The 16,666-nt window shown below is 72.4% G+C and carries 13 protein-coding genes and 1 pseudogene; 4 read left to right on the top strand and 10 right to left on the bottom strand.

All coding sequences use genetic code 11. The features are described from left to right. Nucleotides 1–53: 53 nt before the first annotated feature. The 6 genes and pseudogenes from OG206_RS07290 to OG206_RS07315 form a co-directional block, all read right to left on the bottom strand. Nucleotides 54–659: pseudogene (locus OG206_RS07290) on the bottom strand (Na(+)/H(+) antiporter subunit C); the annotation flags it as partial. Further along, complete coding sequence (locus OG206_RS07295; RefSeq protein ID WP_327113465.1) at nucleotides 656–3,559, bottom strand: Na+/H+ antiporter subunit A; 2,904 nt, start codon at nucleotides 3,557–3,559, stop codon at nucleotides 656–658. The pseudogene OG206_RS07290 and the gene OG206_RS07295, both read right to left, overlap by 4 nt. A 113-nt stretch (nucleotides 3,560–3,672) precedes the next feature. After that, nucleotides 3,673–4,116: a (4Fe-4S)-binding protein gene (locus OG206_RS07300; protein WP_327113467.1), complete on the bottom strand. Its 444-nt coding sequence runs from the start codon at nucleotides 4,114–4,116 to the stop codon at nucleotides 3,673–3,675. 166 nt (nucleotides 4,117–4,282) lie between these two features. Continuing rightward, nucleotides 4,283–4,786 (bottom strand): hypothetical protein, encoded by a 504-nt coding sequence (locus tag OG206_RS07305; protein ID WP_327113469.1) that lies wholly within the window; start codon nucleotides 4,784–4,786, stop codon nucleotides 4,283–4,285. A 298-nt stretch (nucleotides 4,787–5,084) separates the two neighbouring features. Further along, nucleotides 5,085–5,486 carry a RidA family protein gene (locus OG206_RS07310; RefSeq protein ID WP_327113470.1) on the bottom strand — a complete coding sequence of 134 codons (402 nt, stop codon included), beginning with the start codon at nucleotides 5,484–5,486 and terminating at the stop codon, nucleotides 5,085–5,087. Further along, entirely contained in the window at nucleotides 5,483–6,616 is a 1,134-nt protein-coding gene (locus OG206_RS07315; protein WP_327113473.1) for an acyl-CoA dehydrogenase family protein, read from the bottom strand. The genes OG206_RS07310 and OG206_RS07315 overlap by 4 nt, the downstream gene beginning before the upstream one ends. Nucleotides 6,617–6,709: 93 nt before the next feature. Here OG206_RS07315 and OG206_RS07320 point away from each other — a divergent pair, with 93 nt between their 5' ends. The 3 genes from OG206_RS07320 to OG206_RS07330 are packed head-to-tail and all read left to right on the top strand — an operon-like array spanning nucleotide 6,710 to nucleotide 10,028. Continuing rightward, nucleotides 6,710–8,329 (top strand): AMP-binding protein, encoded by a 1,620-nt coding sequence (locus tag OG206_RS07320; RefSeq protein ID WP_327113475.1) that lies wholly within the window; start codon nucleotides 6,710–6,712, stop codon nucleotides 8,327–8,329. Nucleotides 8,330–8,333: 4 nt separating this feature from the next. After that, a complete protein-coding gene (locus OG206_RS07325) occupies nucleotides 8,334–9,152 on the top strand; it encodes a PaaX family transcriptional regulator (RefSeq protein ID WP_327113477.1) in 819 nt (272 codons plus the stop codon). Nucleotides 9,153–9,206: 54 nt separating this feature from the next. Continuing rightward, nucleotides 9,207–10,028 carry a GNAT family N-acetyltransferase gene (locus tag OG206_RS07330; RefSeq protein WP_327113479.1) on the top strand — a complete coding sequence of 274 codons (822 nt, stop codon included), beginning with the start codon at nucleotides 9,207–9,209 and terminating at the stop codon, nucleotides 10,026–10,028. Between the two features lie 24 nt (nucleotides 10,029–10,052). Here the strand turns inward: OG206_RS07330 and OG206_RS07335 are convergent, their stop codons facing one another. Continuing rightward, nucleotides 10,053–12,380 carry a bifunctional salicylyl-CoA 5-hydroxylase/oxidoreductase gene (locus OG206_RS07335; protein ID WP_327113481.1) on the bottom strand — a complete coding sequence of 776 codons (2,328 nt, stop codon included), beginning with the start codon at nucleotides 12,378–12,380 and terminating at the stop codon, nucleotides 10,053–10,055. 4 nt (nucleotides 12,381–12,384) lie between these two features. Beyond that, the gene (locus tag OG206_RS07340) at nucleotides 12,385–13,212 is read right to left on the bottom strand and encodes an enoyl-CoA hydratase family protein (RefSeq protein ID WP_327113483.1); all 828 of its coding nucleotides are present in this window, start codon (nucleotides 13,210–13,212) and stop codon (nucleotides 12,385–12,387) included. 310 nt (nucleotides 13,213–13,522) lie between these two features. On the opposite strand from OG206_RS07340, the gene OG206_RS07345 reads away from it, so the two are divergent. Then, complete coding sequence (locus OG206_RS07345) at nucleotides 13,523–13,981, top strand: ATP-binding protein (protein WP_327113485.1); 459 nt, start codon at nucleotides 13,523–13,525, stop codon at nucleotides 13,979–13,981. On the opposite strand, the gene OG206_RS07350 is transcribed toward OG206_RS07345, so the two are convergent. Both OG206_RS07350 and argF read right to left on the bottom strand, forming a co-directional pair. After that, entirely contained in the window at nucleotides 13,929–15,407 is a 1,479-nt protein-coding gene (locus OG206_RS07350) for an amino acid permease (protein ID WP_327113487.1), read from the bottom strand. The genes OG206_RS07345 and OG206_RS07350 overlap by 53 nt on opposite strands. 176 nt (nucleotides 15,408–15,583) lie before the next feature. After that, entirely contained in the window at nucleotides 15,584–16,600 is a 1,017-nt protein-coding gene (gene argF, locus OG206_RS07355; RefSeq protein ID WP_327113489.1) for an ornithine carbamoyltransferase, read from the bottom strand. Nucleotides 16,601–16,666: the final 66 nt, after the last annotated feature.

Below are 16,666 nucleotides of genomic sequence, written 5' to 3' on the forward strand. Positions count from 1 at the left end.
TCGGGCCCGTCGGGGCCGGGGTCCGGTCCCGGGTCGGCGCCCGTGTCGTCGGTGCCGCCCGGGCCGGTGTCGGCGGGCTGTGCCGTCCGGGCCGCCACATCGGGGTAGTCCTCCGGGTCGGCCCCCACGACGTCGTGCCACAGATCGCCCGTGGCGTCCCGGCCCCTGGCCTGCAGGGCACGGTCGGCCCGGAGCCTGGCCCGCAGCCGACCGCGCTCCTCGCGGTAGCGCGCGCGGTCCTCCGGCGTGCGGTCGGACTCCGAGCGGTACTCGTCGCGCAGCTCGGCCCATTCGCCCCGCACTTCGGCGCGCAGCACGATGCGCCGGTCCTCCAGGTCGTCGTGGACCTCGTCGGTGCCCGTCAGCTGGTGACTGCGGTACGCCATGGCCAGCAGGAACGCGGTGGTCGCGAGGGTGATGACGATGGCGGTCAGCGCGATGGCCTGGGGCAGCGGGTCGGTGACGCGGCGCAGCGCGACGCCGTAGAGGAGCGGTGCCTCGCCCGCCGAGCCGGTCGCGGAGAGCACCAGCAGGTTGATGCCGTTGCCCGCGATCACCGCGCCGAGCAGGATGCGGGTCAGGGGGCGGGTGAGCATGAGGACGCCGCCGACCGCGCACAGGACGACGGCGGTGAGGAGCAGCGAGACGCTGACGGTCATCGGCCCGTGCCTCCCGTCCCGGTGTCCGGCGCCGGTGCGAGCGCGCCCGCCGCCCGCTCGATCTGCCGGTCGACCTTGGCGCCCAGTGCGCGCACGATGTCCAGGACCACGCCCAGGACCAGGAGGTAGACACCGCAGTCGAAGACGACCTGGGTGCCGATGTGGTAGTCGCCGAGGACCGGCAGGTGACCGTGGTACACGAAGGCGTGGAACACCGCCCCGTCGACGAGACCGCACAGGGCGACCCCGGTCGAGAGGAACAGGCCGAGTCCGGTGAACAGCCCCGGCTGGAGCGGTGCCGCCTCCGCGAGCTCGAAGCGGCCCCCGGCCAGGTAACGGGTGATCAGGGCGAGCCCCGCGACGAGGCCGCCGACGAACCCGCCGCCCGGCATGTTCTCGGCGCAGAACAGCAGGTACAGCGACAGTACGAGGATCGGATGGAAGAGCAGCCGGGCCACCACCTCGAAGACGACGGAGCGGTGTTCGGGCGCGAGCGTGTCCCCGGCGGCCAGCCAGCCGCGTTCGGGAGCCGTGTCGTCTCCCTGGGGCAGGCCGGCGAGCGGGGTGGTGTGGAGCGACCATGCGGTGTCCCCGCGAAGTTCCTCCCTGCTCACGGAGGTCTCACCGCGCCGGTGCAGGTAGATCAGGCTGGTCACACCGATGGCAGCGGCGGCGAGCACCGCGGACTCCCCCATCGTGTCCCAGGCCCGCAGGTCGACCAGGATCGTGGCCACGACGTCCTTCAGGCCGTGGTGGGCGGTCTCCTCGACCATCGCCGCGCCCGCCGAAGGTGCGATGCGGGCGGAGGCCACCACCCACAGGGAGACCCCCAGCGTCGCCGCGGCCCCCAAGGCCACGGGGACGCGCACCGCCCGCCGCCAGGGGCTGACCGACTCCTGGAAGTGCACGGGCATCCGGCGCAGGACGAGCACGAACACGATCATCGACACGGTCTCGACGCAGAACTGGGTGAGTGCCAGGTCGGGTGCCCCCTGGACGACGAAGAGCAGCGCGGCCCCGTAACCGGTGAGTCCGGCCAGCACCACCCCCTTCATACGGCGGCTGACGGTGAGACAGCACAGGGCGGCCGCACACGTCAGCGCGGCCATCGCGGCCTGGATCGGGCTGTCCCACGCCCGGGGTGCGACCGCGTCGTCCCAGGGGCGGTCCGTGAAGAGGACCGCCAGCTGTCCCGCCAGCATCACGAGCAGGGTGGTGGCGAGGTAGACGGAGAGCGAGCCGCGCTGGACGAACCCGGTGACCTGGAGGGCGAGGCGTTCCAGGCCGAGCAGGAGGTGGCCGAAGACGCTGTCGGCGGTGGGCCAGGCGACCCGCCGGGAGATCCGGTTGACGGTGGTGCGTCCGGTGAAGAGCAGGGCACCCGCCACCCAGGCCACGGCCGACAGGAGCAGGACCGTCCCGAAGCCGTGCCAGAGCGCCAGGTGGTAGGGACGGGCGGGGGCCGGGAACGCGTCGGCGTAGGCGCTGAGCAGCGGGTCGGTCCAGCCGACGCCGGGACCGAGCACCAGGCAGGCGACGGCGAGCAGGGCGGGCGGGGCGAGGAAGGCGGCTCCGGGCCGGTGTACGGGGGTGTCGGCGACGCCGGATTTGCGCGCGAAGGCGCCCCAGACGAAGCGCAGTGTGTAGGCGACCGTCAGCACCGAGCCGGCGACGGTGACCGCCAGCATCCAGCGGTCGACGGTGTCGCCGCGCAGCAGGGCGTCGAAGGCGGCCTCCTTCGCGGCGAATCCGAGGAACGGCGGCAGGGCGGCCATGGACGCGGCGGCGAGGACCGCCGTCGCGCACACCAGCGGCATCGAGCGTCCGAGACCGGAGAGCTTGCGCAGGTCCCGGGTACCGGCGGCGTGGTCGACGATGCCGGTGACGAGGAACAGCGCGGCCTTGAAGAGGGCGTGGGCCAGGATCATTGCGCCTGCCGCGAGTGCGGCGTCGCGGTTGCCCGCGCCCGCGAGCAGGACGAGGAAGCCGAGCTGGCTGACCGTGCCGTAGGCCAGCACGATCTTCAGGTCGTGCAGGCGCAGCGCCCGCCACCCCCCGAGCAGCATGGTCGCCCCGCCGAGCACCAGGACCACGGGCCGCCAGAGCGGGACGTCGGCGAAGCCGGGGGCGAGGCGTGCCACCAGGTAGATGCCGGCCTTCACCATGGCCGCGGCGTGCAGGTAGGCACTGACCGGGGTGGGCGCGGCCATGGCGTTCGGCAGCCAGAGGCTGAACGGCCAGATGGCGGACTTCGAGAGGGCCCCGCACAGCACGAGGGCGACCGCGACCGACACGGCGAGGGTGGTGTCGGGCGGGTCGGCGACGATCGCGGAGATGCGGTAGGTGCCGGCCGCCCGTCCGATGATCAGGAAGCCGACCAGCATGGCCAGTCCGCCGAGCGTGGTGACGGTGAGCGCCTGGAGGGCGGACCTGCGGTTCTGCTTGCGTTCGCTGTCGTGGCCGATCAGCAGGTAGGAGAAGACCGTGGTCAGTTCCCAGAACACGTAGAGGGAGATCAGGTCGTCCGCGAGCACGAGGGCGAGCATCGCGCCGGTGAACGCGAGCAGGTTCCCCGCGAAGGAGGCGAGCCGGGGTGAGTCGTCGGTGAAGTACGCCGCGCAGTAGAGCAGGACGAGTGTGCCGATGCCGGCGGCCAGCATCACCATCAGTTCGGCGAGGGCGTCGAGGCGCAGCGCGACGGAGACGTCGTAGGCCGGGATCCACTCCCAGCTCCAGGTCACCGCTCCCCCGGCGGCCGCGTCACCCCATTCGGTGGCCGCCCAGGCGGTGGTGGCGGCGGGCGGCAGTGCGAGCACGAGGAAGGCGCGTCTGCCCGTCCGGCGCACCAGGGGGCTCGCGAAAGCGGCGAGCGCGAAGTGGCAGACGATGAGCGCGATCACGGGTGAGGAACCGGTGTATCAAGAGGCACACGCTGAACAAAGGGCACCGAATACAGATATCTCCCCCGGCTCCGTTCACCCGTCCGGCGCGCCGCGCGGGGTACGGACCGCCGTCACGCGGCGTCTCGACCGTGGTCCCCGCACGCCCCGCTGTGGTCGCAGAACGGCGTACGCCCCGTCCGGCCGCAGCCGCACAGCATCACGCGGGTCTCCCGGAGCGGGCCGTCGGGCGTCGCGACTTCGAGGTCGCCCCGCACGTGGATCACCCCGTCGGAGTGCAACGCGACCCGGGTGGGCGCATCGGGCACCTCGTCCGGCATCCCGTCGGTGCGGTGATATCGCAGCGCCCCGCTCGGGCAACGCCGGACGACATCGGCGACCTCGTCGGCCGGCGCCTGCCCGGGCATGATCCACGGCCTGCGGGCGACGTCGAAGACGGTCGGGAGGCCCTGGACGCATTCGGCCGCGTGCAGGCACCGGTGCGCGTCGTAGCTCACGACGATGCCGTCGCCTTCGTACGACCTGGCGGCGGGGGGCGGGGGCTGTTCGCCGGTCACGCCGGACCTCCCGGTGGGATCACATGCCTACGACATCAGAGTCGCTCCGCCATCCGGGCACCGCCACCCGTGCGAAACGGAACCACCGCGGCTTCGGCAGCGCGGGTTCCTCCGAAGCCCCCGCCTGGAACTGGACGGGACGGCACCGGCTCCGACCGCCTCCGGTTCATCCCCCGGCCCCCTGCCGTCCGAGCACGTCCCGGAGGTCTACGCCCATGTTCAGGTCGCAGAACCCGGTCTTCACGCCACGGGGCACCGCCGTCCCGCTCGTCCTGAGCGCGCGTGCGGCCGGCCCGGTCAGCCGGCCCTGGGGGTCGATGTCGATCGAGGCGAACAGACCGTCCGCGGTGTCCGGGACCGGCACCTTCCGAGCTCCGAGGGAGAACCACGTGATGAGACCGGCCATGTTGATGGCCCACACCGGGCTGTCCCACTGCGCACCGAAGACCAGAGACCGCGACCCGGGTTCGGTCAGGATGTCCTTCAGTTCCTCGATCGGGTCGGCGACCGACCGGTCCCAGACCCTCACCGCCGGCCGCACCTCCTCACCGAGCCCGGCGATGAGACCCCCGAGGACGTCCGCCGCGGATGTGCCGGCGACCGCGTCGGCCGCCTCGGACCCGGGGGTGAGGACGGGGTCCGCAGGGCTCTGCCCCCCCCCAGGCAGCACACGGCCCGCAGCTGCTGTGCGAGGCGCGTCGAGGAACGCGACGGGGCCGGACGCCGCGGTGACGGCCTGCGAGGGACGTGTGCCGTGGAACGCCTCGGCTTCCGCGAGGGAACCGTCGTTCCTGCGGGCGACCCCGGCGTCGCTCGTACGCGCCGAAGGCTGAGGTGGTCATATGGCTTCGTCCTTGAACGTTCGGCTCACACGCGATGGACCGGCTCACACGCGATGAACCAACGGAATGCTTGATCCGGCAAGCATAAAACTCCGCCTTGCACGGCGTGCCTCCGGCTGCCCCGGGTCAGTCGAGCACGGCGATTCCGTCCAGCTCGACCATGGCCTGCTCGTCCCACAGCCTGGCCACCCCGATGACCGCCATGGCCGGGTAGTCCCGCCCCGCCAGCCTCCCCCAGATCCGGCCCAGTTCCGGGGCGTGCAGGCGGTAGTCGCCGACGTCGGTTGCGTACACCGTGACCCGGGCCAGGGCCGCCGGGGAGCCGCCGGCGGCGCGCAGGGCGGTGAGGAGGTTGCCCAGTGCCGTCTCGAACTGCTCGGGCAGGGTGGTGCCGACGACCTTCCCGTCGCCGTCCAGCGCGGTCTGGCCGGCCAGGAAGACGAGCCGCCCTCCGGTGGCGGTCACGGCGTGCGAGAAGCCGGTGGGCGGGGAGAGTTCGGCCGGGTTGATCCGGCTGAGGGGATTCATGCGGGCACCTCCTGGATCGCGTACAGCTCCTTGGCGATGATGGTGCGCTGCACCTCGGTGGCACCCTCGTAGATCCGCGGCGCGCGGACCTCACGGTAGAGGTGTTCGAGCAGATGGCCCCGTCGCAGCGCCTTCGCCCCGTGCAGCTGGACCGCCGTGTCGACGACGTACTGCGCGGTCTCGGTGGCGAACAGCTTGGCCATGGCGGCGCGCATGGGTACACCGGACTCGCCCGCGTCGTGCGCGGCTGCGGCCGCGTACACCAGAAGCCGGGCCGCCTCGGTGCGTGTGGCCATCTCGGCCACCTGGTGCGAGACGGCCTGCAGGTCCTTCAGGGGTGCGCCGAAGGCCTCGCGGTCCGCCGTGTGTTCCAGGGTGGCGTCGAGGGCGGCGCGCGCCATGCCGACGGCGAACGCCCCGACGCTCGGCCGGAAGAGGTTCAGGGTGTCCATGGCGACCCGGAACCCGCGGCCGGGTTCTCCGAGCACGTCGTCGGCGCCCACGGGTACGCCGTCGAAGTCCAGCGACCCGATGGGGTGCGGGGAGAGCATGTCGAGGGCCTCGCCGGTGAGTCCGGGGCGGTCCGCGGGGACGAGGAACGCGGTGACCCCACGGGCTCCGGCGGCCTCGCCGGTCCGGGCGAAGACGGTGTAGAAGTCGGCCTCGGGGGCGTTGGAGATCCAGCACTTCTCCCCGGTCAGCCGCCACCCGTCGCCGCCGGGAACAGCCTTGGCCTCGAGAGCGAGTGCCGCCGCGTCCGATCCGGCGCCCGGCTCGCTCAGCGCGAACGCGGCGACGGCACGGCCCGCGCTCACCTCGGGGAGCCAGCGTGCCCGCTGGGCGGGAGTGCCCGCCCGCCGGACCGGGCCGGAACCGAGCCCCTGGAGGGCCAGGGCGGTCTCCGCCTCGGTGCAGCCCCGGGCGAGCGATTCGCGCATCAGGCAGAGGTCGAGCGCCCCGGAGCCGAGGAGCCGGTCCAGGAGTCCCAGGCCGCCGAGTGCCGCGACGAGCGGGCGGTTCACATGGCCCGGTTCTCCCTTGTCGGCCAGGGGCCTCAACTGATCCCGGGCGAGGGTGTACAACTCGTCGCACCAGGCGGCTCGACCGGGATCGAGGGAGAATGCCGTCATATTTCGGCGCCTCTCTTGTCACGACTTATCGCGGACCGTTGACTACCGTCACCCAAACGATACGCTCCATGGGCGACAAGGGGGCGATGCTTCATGAAGCCGTCAGGAACCGCGAGCGCGCACACCGACACCTTCGCGCGCGACCATCTCCCACCCGTCGGGCAATGGCCCGAGCTGGTCTTCGACCTCCCCGGACTGGCCTATCCGGACCGCCTGAACTGCGGTCACGAACTGCTCGACCGCACCGTGGAGCGCCTCGGCCCCGACCGCCCGGCCTTCCGGAGCGCGGACGGCGGTTCCTGGAGCTACGGGGAGCTGCTGGACCGGGTCGACCGGATCGCCCAGGTGCTGACCCACGATCTGGGCGTGGTGCCCGGCAACCGCGTGCTCCTGCGCGGCCCCACCACGCCCTGGCTGGCCGCCTGCTGGCTCGCCGTGATGAAGGCGGGCGCGGTCGCCGTCACGGTGCTGGCCCAGCAGCGCGCGTCGGAGCTCGCCACGATCTGTTCCCTCGCCCGCGTCGGCCACGCGCTGTGCGACGTCAGGTCGGTGGAGGACCTGGTCGGTGCGCAGGTGCCCGGACTGCGCGTCACGACCTACGGGGGCGGCTCCGCCGACGACCTCACGCGGCTCACGGACGCCCGTCCCGGCCCCTACCGGGCGGTGGACACCGCCGCCGACGACGTCGCCCTCATCGCCTTCACCTCCGGCACCACCGGGCGGCCCAAGGGCTGCATGCACATGCACCGCGACGTGCTGGCCGTCGCCGACACCTTCGCCCGCCACGTCCTGCGCCCCAACCCCGACGACGTGTTCACCGGCAGCCCGCCGCTCGGCTTCACCTTCGGGCTCGGCGGCCTGGTGATCTTCCCGCTGCGGGCCGGCGCCTCGGCGCTGCTGCTCGAACAGGCGGGTCCCAAGCAGTTGCTGCCCGCGCTCGCCGCCCACCGGGTCTCCATCCTGTTCACGGCCCCGACCGCGTACCGCGTGATGCTGGACGCGCTCGACGGCCACGATCTGTCCGCGCTGCGACGCTGTGTCTCTGCCGGGGAGAACCTTCCCGCCGCGACCTGGAGTTCCTGGTACGAGCGCACCGGGCTCCGCATCATCAACGGCATAGGGGCCACCGAACTGCTGCACATCTTCATCTCGGCGGCCGACGGGGCGATCCGGCCGGGCACCACGGGCGTCCCGGTGCCCGGCTGGCAGGCACGCGTGGTCGGCGAGGACGGCGAGGAACTGCCCGACGGCGAACCCGGGCTGCTGGCGGTACGCGGTCCGGTCGGCTGCCGGTACCTCGCCGACGAACGCCAGCGGGTGTACGTGCGCCACGGCTGGAACATCACCGGCGACACCTACGTCCGCGAACCCGACGGCTACTTCAGGTACGTCGCCAGAGCGGACGACATGATCATCTCGGCCGGGTACAACATCGCGGGCCCGGAGGTCGAGGAGGCGCTCCTGCGCCACCCCGACGTGGCCGAGGCCGCGGTGGTGGGCCGTGCGGACGAGCTGCGTGGCCAGATCGTCGCGGCGTACGTCGTGCCGCGCGAAGGGGCCCTGCTGGACGCCGACGCACTGCGCGCGCACATGAAGGCCGAACTGGCGCCGCACAAGTGCCCGCGCGCCATCGAGTTCCTGCCCGCCCTGCCGAGGACCCCCACCGGAAAACTGCAGCGGTTCCGGCTGCGCGGCGGCACCGCTCTAGAGTGAGCGCGTGGCCGAGCACACTCCCCGTTCCCTGATCGTCACCCTGTACGGCGCCTACGGCCGACTGCCGGGTGACGCCCCGCTGCCGGTGTCCGAGCTGATCCGGCTTCTGCACGCGGTCGGCGTCGACGCCCCGGCGGTACGCTCCTCCGTCTCGCGGCTCAAGCGCCGCGGACTGCTCGTCCCGGCCCGCACGTCGGACGGCGCGGCGGGGTACGCCCTGTCGGCGGACGCGCGGCAGTTGCTGGACGACGGCGACCGGCGGATCTACCGGCGCCCCGTCCCGGTCACCGGGGACGGCTGGGTACTCGCCGTCTTCTCCGTGCCGGAGGCCGAGCGCCACAAGAGGCACCTGCTGCGCTCCCGGCTCGGCCACCTCGGCTTCGGCACCGCGGCGCCCGGGGTGTGGATCGCGCCCGCCGGACTGTACGAGGAGACCCGGCACACCCTGGGCCGCCTCGAACTCGCCCCGTACGTCGAGCTGTTCCGCGGTGAGCACCTCGGCTTCGCCGCGACGGCCGAGGCGGTGGCCCGCTGGTGGGACCTGGAGACGATCGCCCGCCTGCATCTGGACTTCCTGGACCAGCAGGAGCCGGTGCTGCGCGCGTGGGAGGCGGGGGACGGGGCGGCGCCCGGCGCGGAGGACGCCTACCGGGACTACCTCCGCGCACTGGACTCGTGGCGCCGGCTGCCGTACGCGGATCCGGGGCTGCCCGCCGAACTGCTGCCCGAGGACTGGCCGGGCGGCCGTTCGGCGGAGGTGTTCGGGGAGCTGCACGCACGACTCCGGGACGCCGGGGCGGAGTTCGTGCGGCGCGACGCCTGACCCCCGCGGCGAAAACGGGATGCCCTCGGGTGGTTCGACCCGACACGATGGGGCATGACCTGGACCTTCACCGACGACGTCGGCGCCTTCCTGTACGCCGCCGGAGCATCGCTGGCCGCCCGGCCCGCCGCCAACACCCTCGTACTGACCATCACCGCCACCCTGCGCGACCAGGGGCCTCACGCCTACGGCTCCGGAGTGCCGTTGCTGGGCTGGTGGAGCGGGCCGGACGGGAGCGTGGACGGGACCCTGGTGCGGACCCCTCCGTTCCTCCCCGTCCTGGGCACCGCGGCCCCCGCAGCGGTCGCCGCGCTGCCCGGGGTGCTGCCGCTCCCCGGCATCAACGCCGACCGCGACGCGGCCCGGCTGCTGGCCGCGCGCTGGCCCCGGCACCGCGTGGACAAGGAGCACCGGCTCTACCGGCTGGGTACGCCGGTGCCGCCCTCTCCCGGTCCGGCGGGCGCGCCGAGGACGGCCACGACCGCCGACCGTGCGCTGCTGGCCGAGTGGGTGCGGGCCTTCGGTGAGGAGACCGGGCAGCCGGGCGGCCAGGCGGCGCGCATCGTGGACGCGGCCACCGCGCGCGGCGCGATGACGCTCTGGGAGGCCGACGGGGTCCCGGTGTCACTGGCGGGTGTCTCACCCCGCGTCGCGGGCACGGTGCGGGTGTCTCACGTCTACACGCCGCCGGAGCACCGGGGACACGGATACGCGGCGGCGGTCACGGCGGACGTCGGGCGTGCGGCGCGGGAGTCCGGCGTCGGTGAGGTGCTGCTCTTCACCGACCTCGCGAACCCGACGAGCAACGGCGTGTACCGGCGCATCGGTTACGAGGCTGTATCCGACCGCCTGCTGATCACGGCGGAGCCGGAGTGACTGACGGGAGCGCACCGGAGGCGTTCATCGGCCCAGGGTGAGCCGTGGCTTGGGGGCGTCGGTGCGGCCGGTCGGCGGGGTGCGGCTGCCCGCGCGGTACGGGAGGGGCCAGGTGGCGCCGGGCCCCGTGTACCCCTGCTCGGCGGCGGCGTGCAGCGTCCAGTGCGGGTCGTAGAGGTGGGGACGGGCCAGGGCACAGAGGTCGGCCCGGCCCGCGAGGAGCAGTGAATTGACGTCGTCCCAGGACGAGATGGCTCCGACGGCGATGACGGGCACGTCCAGGGCGTTGCGGATCCGGTCGGCGTACGGGGTCTGGTAGGAGCGGCCGTACTCGGGGCGTTCGTCGGGTACGACCTGGCCGGTGGAGACGTCGATGGCGTCCGCGCCGTGGTCGGCGAAGGCACGGGCGACGGCCACGGCGTCGTCGTCGCTCGTACCGCCTTCCGCCCAGTCCGTGGCCGAGATGCGCACGGTCATGGGCCGGTCGGCGGGCCACACGGCGCGGACCGCGTCGAAGACCTCCAGGGGGAAGCGGAGGCGGTTCTCCAGCGAGCCGCCGTAGGCGTCGGTGCGCCGGTTGGTGAGCGGGGACAGGAAGCCGGAGAGGAGGTATCCGTGGGCGCAGTGCAGTTCGAGCAGGTCGAAGCCACTGCGGGCGGCCCGCCCGGCGGCCTCGGCGAACTCGGACCGGATCGCGGCCAGTCCGGCGCCGTCCAGCGCCTGCGGCACCTGGCTGACACCGGGGGCGTAGGGGAGGGGCGAGGCGGCGCCGAGCGGCCAGTTCCCCTCCTCCAGCGGCTGGTCGATGCCGTCCCACATCAGCCGGGTGGAACCCTTGCGCCCGGAGTGGCCCAACTGGACGCCGATCGCGGCGCCGGGGACGGAGTCGTGGACGAAGCGCGTGATCCGGGCCCAGGCGTCTCCCTGTTCGTCGGTCCACAGGCCGGCGCAGCCGGGGGTGATGCGGCCCTGGGGACTCGTGCAGGTCATCTCGGTCATGATCAGGCCGGCGCCGCCGAGCGCGCGGGCGCCGAGGTGGACGAGGTGGAAGTCGCCCGGGACACCGTCGACGGCCGAGTACATGTCCATGGGTGAGACGACGACGCGGTTGCGGAGTTCGAGTCCGCGAAGCCGCAGCGGGGTGAACATCGGCGGGACGCCCGGGGCGCAGCCGAACTCCTCCTCGACGGCCCCGGTGAACCCGGGGTCGCGCAGACGCAGGTTGTCGTGGGTGACGCGGCGGCTGCGGGTGAGGAGGTTGAAGGCGAACCGCCGGGGCGACTGCTCCACGTACTGCGGGAGATCCTCGAACCAGCGGAGGCTGGCGGCGGCGGCACGCTGGGTGGACTGCACGACGGGGCGGCGCTCCTGCTCGTACGCGGCGAGGGCGTCGGGCAGGGACGGATGTTCGTCGACGCAGGCGGCGAGGGCGAGGGCGTCCTCGACGGCCAGCTTGGTGCCGGAGCCGATGGAGAAGTGCGCGGTGTGGGCGGCGTCGCCGAGGAGGACCGTGTTCCTGTGGGACCAGCGTGCGTTGCTCACCGTGGCGAAGGTGAGCCAGGAGGAGTGGTTGGAGCGCAGCGGCCGGCCACCCAGCGCGTCGGCGAAGACCTTGGCGCAGCGGGCGGCGGATTCGGCGGTGTCACAGGTGTCGAGGCCCGCGGCCCGCCAGACCTCCTCACGCATCTCGACGATGACGGTGGAGGCGCCGGATTCGCCCGGTGTTCCCGGCAGCCGGCCGGGGGACGGGCGGGAGAAGGGGTAGGCGTGCATCTGCATCACGCCGTACTCCGTCTCGGCGATCTCGAAGCGGAACGCGTCGAACGCGAAGTCCGCGGCCAGCCAGATGTAGCGGTTGCGGTGCGTGGTGACCGCGGGGCGGAAGTGGAGGGCGTGGGCGGCACGGGTCGCGCTGTGCACCCCGTCCGCGGCGATGACCAGGTCGTGGTGAGCGGCGAGTTCGGCGGCGGGCGGGGCCGGCGACCGGAAGTGGAGCCGCACCCCGAGGGACGCGCACCGCTCGTGCAGGATCCGCAGCAGCGTACGGCGGCCGAGGGCGGCGAAGCCGTGACCACCGGAGGTCTGGACGGCACCGCGGTGCACGACGTCGATGGTGTCCCAGCGGACGAACGCGTCGCTCAGCGCCCGGTACACGACGGGGTCGGCGTGCTCGATGCCGCCGAGCGTCTCGTCGGACAGGACGACACCGAAGCCGAAGGTCTCGTCGGGGGCGTTGCGCTCCCAGACGGTGACCTCGCGGCCGGGGCCGAGCCGTTTGAGGAGCGCGGCGGCGTAGAGCCCGCCGGGCCCTCCGCCGATGACCGCGATCCGCCTCGTGTCCGAGGTGGCCATCGGGCTACCTGCCCTGCCACTTCGGCGGCCGCTTCTCGGTGAAGGCGGCATGGAACTCGGCGTAGTCCTCACCGTGCATCAGGAGCGCCTGGGTCGCGGCGTCCATCTCCACCGCTGCGGCGAGCGGCATGTCGAGCTCCGCCGTGAGCAGGGCCTTCGTCTGGGCGAGCGCGAGCGCGGGGCCGTCCGCGAGCCGCCGGGCCAGTGCGTCGGCGCGGGCGCCGGAATCCCCCTCCGCCGTCAGCTCGCTGATCAGCCCGATGCGCTCCGCCTCGGGGGCGCGGACGGGCTCGCCGAGCATGAGGATCCGGGTGGCGTGGCCGAGGCCGACGACGCGCGGCAGGAGGTAGGCGGCACCCATGTCGCCGCCGGACAGCCCCACGGCGGTGAACAGGAAGGCGAAGCGGGCGGAGGGGTCGGCGATCCGGAAGTCCGCGGCGAGGGCGAGTACCGCACCGGCGCCCGCGGCCACCCCGTGCACGGCGGCGATCACGGGGAAGGGGCACTCCCGCAGGGCCCGCACGACCTGCCCGGTCATCCGGTTGAAGTCCAGGAGTTCGGCGGTGTCCATGGCGAGTGTGGCGCCGATGATCTCGTCGACGTCACCGCCGGAGCAGAAGCCGCGTCCTTCTCCGGCGAGCACGAGGGCGCGCACGGAGCGTTCCCGGGAGAGCTCGGCGAGCAGGTCGCGGAGGTCGGCGTAGGCCCCGAAGGTGAGCGCGTTGAGCTTCTCGGGGCGGGCGAGCGTGACGGTCGCCACCCCGTCGTGCGTCGTGAGGCGCAGATGCCGCCAGCGCTCCGTGCGCGGGGCGGAGCCGGTGAACGGACTCATGGCAGGTCCCCTCCAGCCGTCGGGCTGCTGCTGATCCGCTACGAAGCTATCACTCATCTGTGACTTCCGTCATGACTACGCGATACTCCTTGGCAAGGGAACTCCGGATGGGGCGAGTGTGGCGAAAGTCCCCTTTGTGCCAGTCGGCAGCCTCTATGTCTGGGCCGTCGCACTTCGTATGGTTGAGCGCAGCACGTCCTGGTACGGACCTCCGTACCCTTCGGTGCCGGACGACGTGGTCCCCCCGGTCACAGCAGTCCCGGAACACGAGTCCCCGCCGGAAGTCTCGCTCCCGAACGGATCCCCCGCCTTGCCGTCCGACACCCCCGCGCCCCAGCCCGCCTCCTGGCGTATCGCCCTGCCGCACTCCACCGCCGCCGTGCCGATCGCCCGCACCCTCGTGCGCACGGCCCTGGCGGACCTCGACGCGCCCGCGGACAGCGACACGGCCGAGCTGCTGACCGCGGAACTGGTCGCCAACGCCGTCGAGCACACCGACGGCTCGGGGCCGATCGAGCTGGTGGTCGAGCTCCTGGCGTCGGGCTGCCAGGTGGAGGTCCACGACCACGACCCCGGGCCGCCCGGCGACCTCTCCGGCCTGTTGCCCGGCAGCACGCAGGACCCGTGGCAGGAGCACGGGCGCGGCCTTCTGCTGATACGCGCCCTCAGCTCCGCCTGCGGTCACCGCCCGACGGAGCACGGCAAGGCCGTCTGGTTCACCCTGCCGTCGGGCCGGACTCCGTCCGGTCCCCCGGCTCCCCGGGACTGACCAGCCGGGAGCGGCGGCGGCCGTACAGCGCGTACACCAGCGCGCCGACCGCCACGAAGGCCACGAACTGCACCCAGGTCCCCCAGCCCGTCCCGTACATCAGGTACACGCAGAAGCCGACGCCCAGGATCGGGCTGACCGGGTAGAGCGGCACCCGGAAGGAACGCTTCAGCTCGGGGTTGCGGCGGCGCAGGGCGATGACGGCGACGTTCACGACCGCCATGGTGGCGAGCGTGCCGATGGTCGTGAGGTTCACGACGACGTCCAGGGACGAGAACGCCGCGGGGACCGCGAAGACGACCGCCACGATCCACGTGTTGGCGACCGGCGTCCGCGTCCTGGGGGACACCCGTTCGAAGACCCTGGGGACGAGCCCGTCGCGGGACATGGACATCAGGATCCGCGTCTGCCCGTACATCACCGCGAGGACGACGGACGCGATGGCGACGACCGCGCCGAAGGCGATGATCCCGCCTCCGACGTCCGACCCGGTGACCTTGTCGACCACCAGCGAGAGCGCTGCGGGCTTGTCCCCGACGGCGTCCGCGCCGAGCGCGCCGATGGCCCCGAGAGCGACGGCGCAGTAGAGCAGCGTGACCACTCCGATGCAGATCATGATCGCGATCGGGATGTTCCTGCGCGGGTCCTTGACCTCTTCACCCGCTGTGGTGATCGCGTCGAAGCCGATGTACGAGAAGAACGCCACCGACGCTCCCGCGGTGACCCCGGCCGTGCCGTGGGAGGCGAACGGCGAGAGGTTTCCGTCCTCGAAGGCGGTGAAGGCGATCACGCAGAACGCGACGAGGATGCCGATCTTCAGCACCGCCATCGCCGCAGTGGCGCCCGCGCTCTCGCGGATTCCGCGCACCAGCAGCGTGGCCGCCATCATGATCACGACGACCGCCGGCAGGTTCACCGCGCCGCCGTCGGCCGGCCCCGAGGAGAGCGCGGCCGGCAGGCTCCAGCCGATGAGACTGTCCAGCAGTTCGTTGACGTACTGGCTCCACCCGACCGCGACCGCGGAGACCGAGACGCCGTACTCCAGGAGCAGGCACCAGCCCACGAGGAACGCGACGCGCTCCCCCAGCGTGGCGTAGGCGAAGGAGTACGAGCTTCCGGACACCGGGATGGCGCCGCCGAGTTCGGCGAAGGAGAACGCGGTGAAGACGCAGGTGACCGCCGCGAGGACGAACGAGAAGACGACCGCCGGGCCCGCCTCGGCGACGCTGTCGGACAGGCCGACGAAGATTCCCGTACCGACGATCGCACCGACCCCGAAGCACACGAGCTGGAAGAGGCCCATGGTGCGCCGCAGGCCGTGCCCCTCCAGGTCGGTTCCGGACTCGGCGAGCAGCAGGGCGGGGCTTTTGATGCGCGCCCCCGCGCCGGAAGGGGGGCGTCGTGGGGCGTGGGTGTGGGGACTCATGGGGGGACGGATCTCTTCTCTGGTGGAACGTGGAACTGAGCCTGTGGGGGGCTCGGGCGTGCGCGGCGCTTCTGGCCGAGGGCACGAAAAAGGGGGTTCGAGCGTGCGAGCCCGAACCCCACCAAATGACGCCATCGTAGCTACTTGTCCGTATGTTCACCCAATCAGGTGCATTTTCATGCGTCGACCGGGTCGCCCGCCATCGTCGCGACGAGGACCGCCTTGATCGTGTGCATCCGGTTCTCGGCCTCGTCGAACACGATCGAGTGCGCGGACTCGAAGACCTCTTCGGTGACCTCCAGCTCCGTCAGCCCGTGGCGGGCGTGGATCTCCCGGCCCACCTTGGTGCCGAGATCGTGATAGGCCGGAAGGCAGTGCATGAACTTGACGTCGTCGACGCCGGTGGCACGCAGGATGTCCATCGTCACGGCGTAGGGCGCGAGGGCGGCGATGCGCTCGTCCCAGACCTCCTTGGGCTCCCCCATGGAGACCCAGACGTCGGTGACGACGAACCCGGCGCCCCGTACACCCTTGGCGACGTCCTCGGTGAGGGTGATGCGGGCACCACTGGACTCCGCGATCGCGTACGCCCGGTCCACGATCTCCTGCGCCGGCCAGTAGGCGGAGGGCGCGACGATCCGCACGTCCATGCCGAGCAGGGCGCCGGTGATCAGGTAGGAGTTGCCCATGTTGAAGCGGGCGTCCCCGAGATAGGCGAAGGAGATCCGCTCCGGGGGCAGGTCGCTGTGCTCGGTCATGGTGAGGATGTCGGCGAGCATCTGGGTGGGATGCCAGTCGTCCGTGAGCCCGTTGAAGACGGGGACGCCACCGTATGCGGCGAGTTCCTCGACGGTCTGCTGACTGTCACCCCGGTACTCGATGCCGTCGAACATCCGGCCGAGCACCCGGGCCGTGTCCTTCACCGACTCCTTGTGCCCCATCTGCGAGCCCGAGGGATCGAGGTACGTGGTGGAGGCGCCCTGGTCCGCCGCGGCCACCTCGAAGGCGCAGCGGGTGCGCGTCGAGGTCTTCTCGAAGATCAGCGCGATGTTCCTGCCGGCGAGCCGCTGCACCTCCTCGCCCGCCTTCTTGGCGGCCTTCAGCTCCGCCGCAAGGGCGACCAGGCCGCGGAACTCCTCGGCCGTGAAGTCCAGCTCCTTGAGGAAATGGCGGCCTGTGAGGTCTATGGCCATGGTGACTGCTCCTGGGTCGGGCTGAGGGCGTACGGACGAATATCCTGGAAGTCTATACGAGCCACC

This window comes from Streptomyces sp. NBC_01341 (assembly GCF_035946055.1).
Classification (GTDB): domain Bacteria; phylum Actinomycetota; class Actinomycetes; order Streptomycetales; family Streptomycetaceae; genus Streptomyces.

What these genes read in the sequence shown, in the direction of transcription:
- OG206_RS07340 (WP_327113483.1), bottom strand. Translation starts at nt 13,212, where the DNA reads ATGAGTCCGTTCACCGGCTCCGCCCCGCGCACGGAGCGCTGGCGGCAT.
- OG206_RS07310 (WP_327113470.1), bottom strand. Translation starts at nt 5,486, where the DNA reads ATGAATCCCCTCAGCCGGATCAACCCGGCCGAACTCTCCCCGCCCACC.
- OG206_RS07315 (WP_327113473.1), bottom strand. Translation starts at nt 6,616, where the DNA reads ATGACGGCATTCTCCCTCGATCCCGGTCGAGCCGCCTGGTGCGACGAG.
- OG206_RS07350 (WP_327113487.1), bottom strand. Translation starts at nt 15,407, where the DNA reads ATGAGTCCCCACACCCACGCCCCACGACGCCCCCCTTCCGGCGCGGGG.
- argF (WP_327113489.1), bottom strand. Translation starts at nt 16,600, where the DNA reads ATGGCCATAGACCTCACAGGCCGCCATTTCCTCAAGGAGCTGGACTTC.
- OG206_RS07320 (WP_327113475.1), top strand. Translation starts at nt 6,710, where the DNA reads ATGAAGCCGTCAGGAACCGCGAGCGCGCACACCGACACCTTCGCGCGC.
- OG206_RS07330 (WP_327113479.1), top strand. Translation starts at nt 9,207, where the DNA reads ATGACCTGGACCTTCACCGACGACGTCGGCGCCTTCCTGTACGCCGCC.
- OG206_RS07335 (WP_327113481.1), bottom strand. Translation starts at nt 12,380, where the DNA reads ATGGCCACCTCGGACACGAGGCGGATCGCGGTCATCGGCGGAGGGCCC.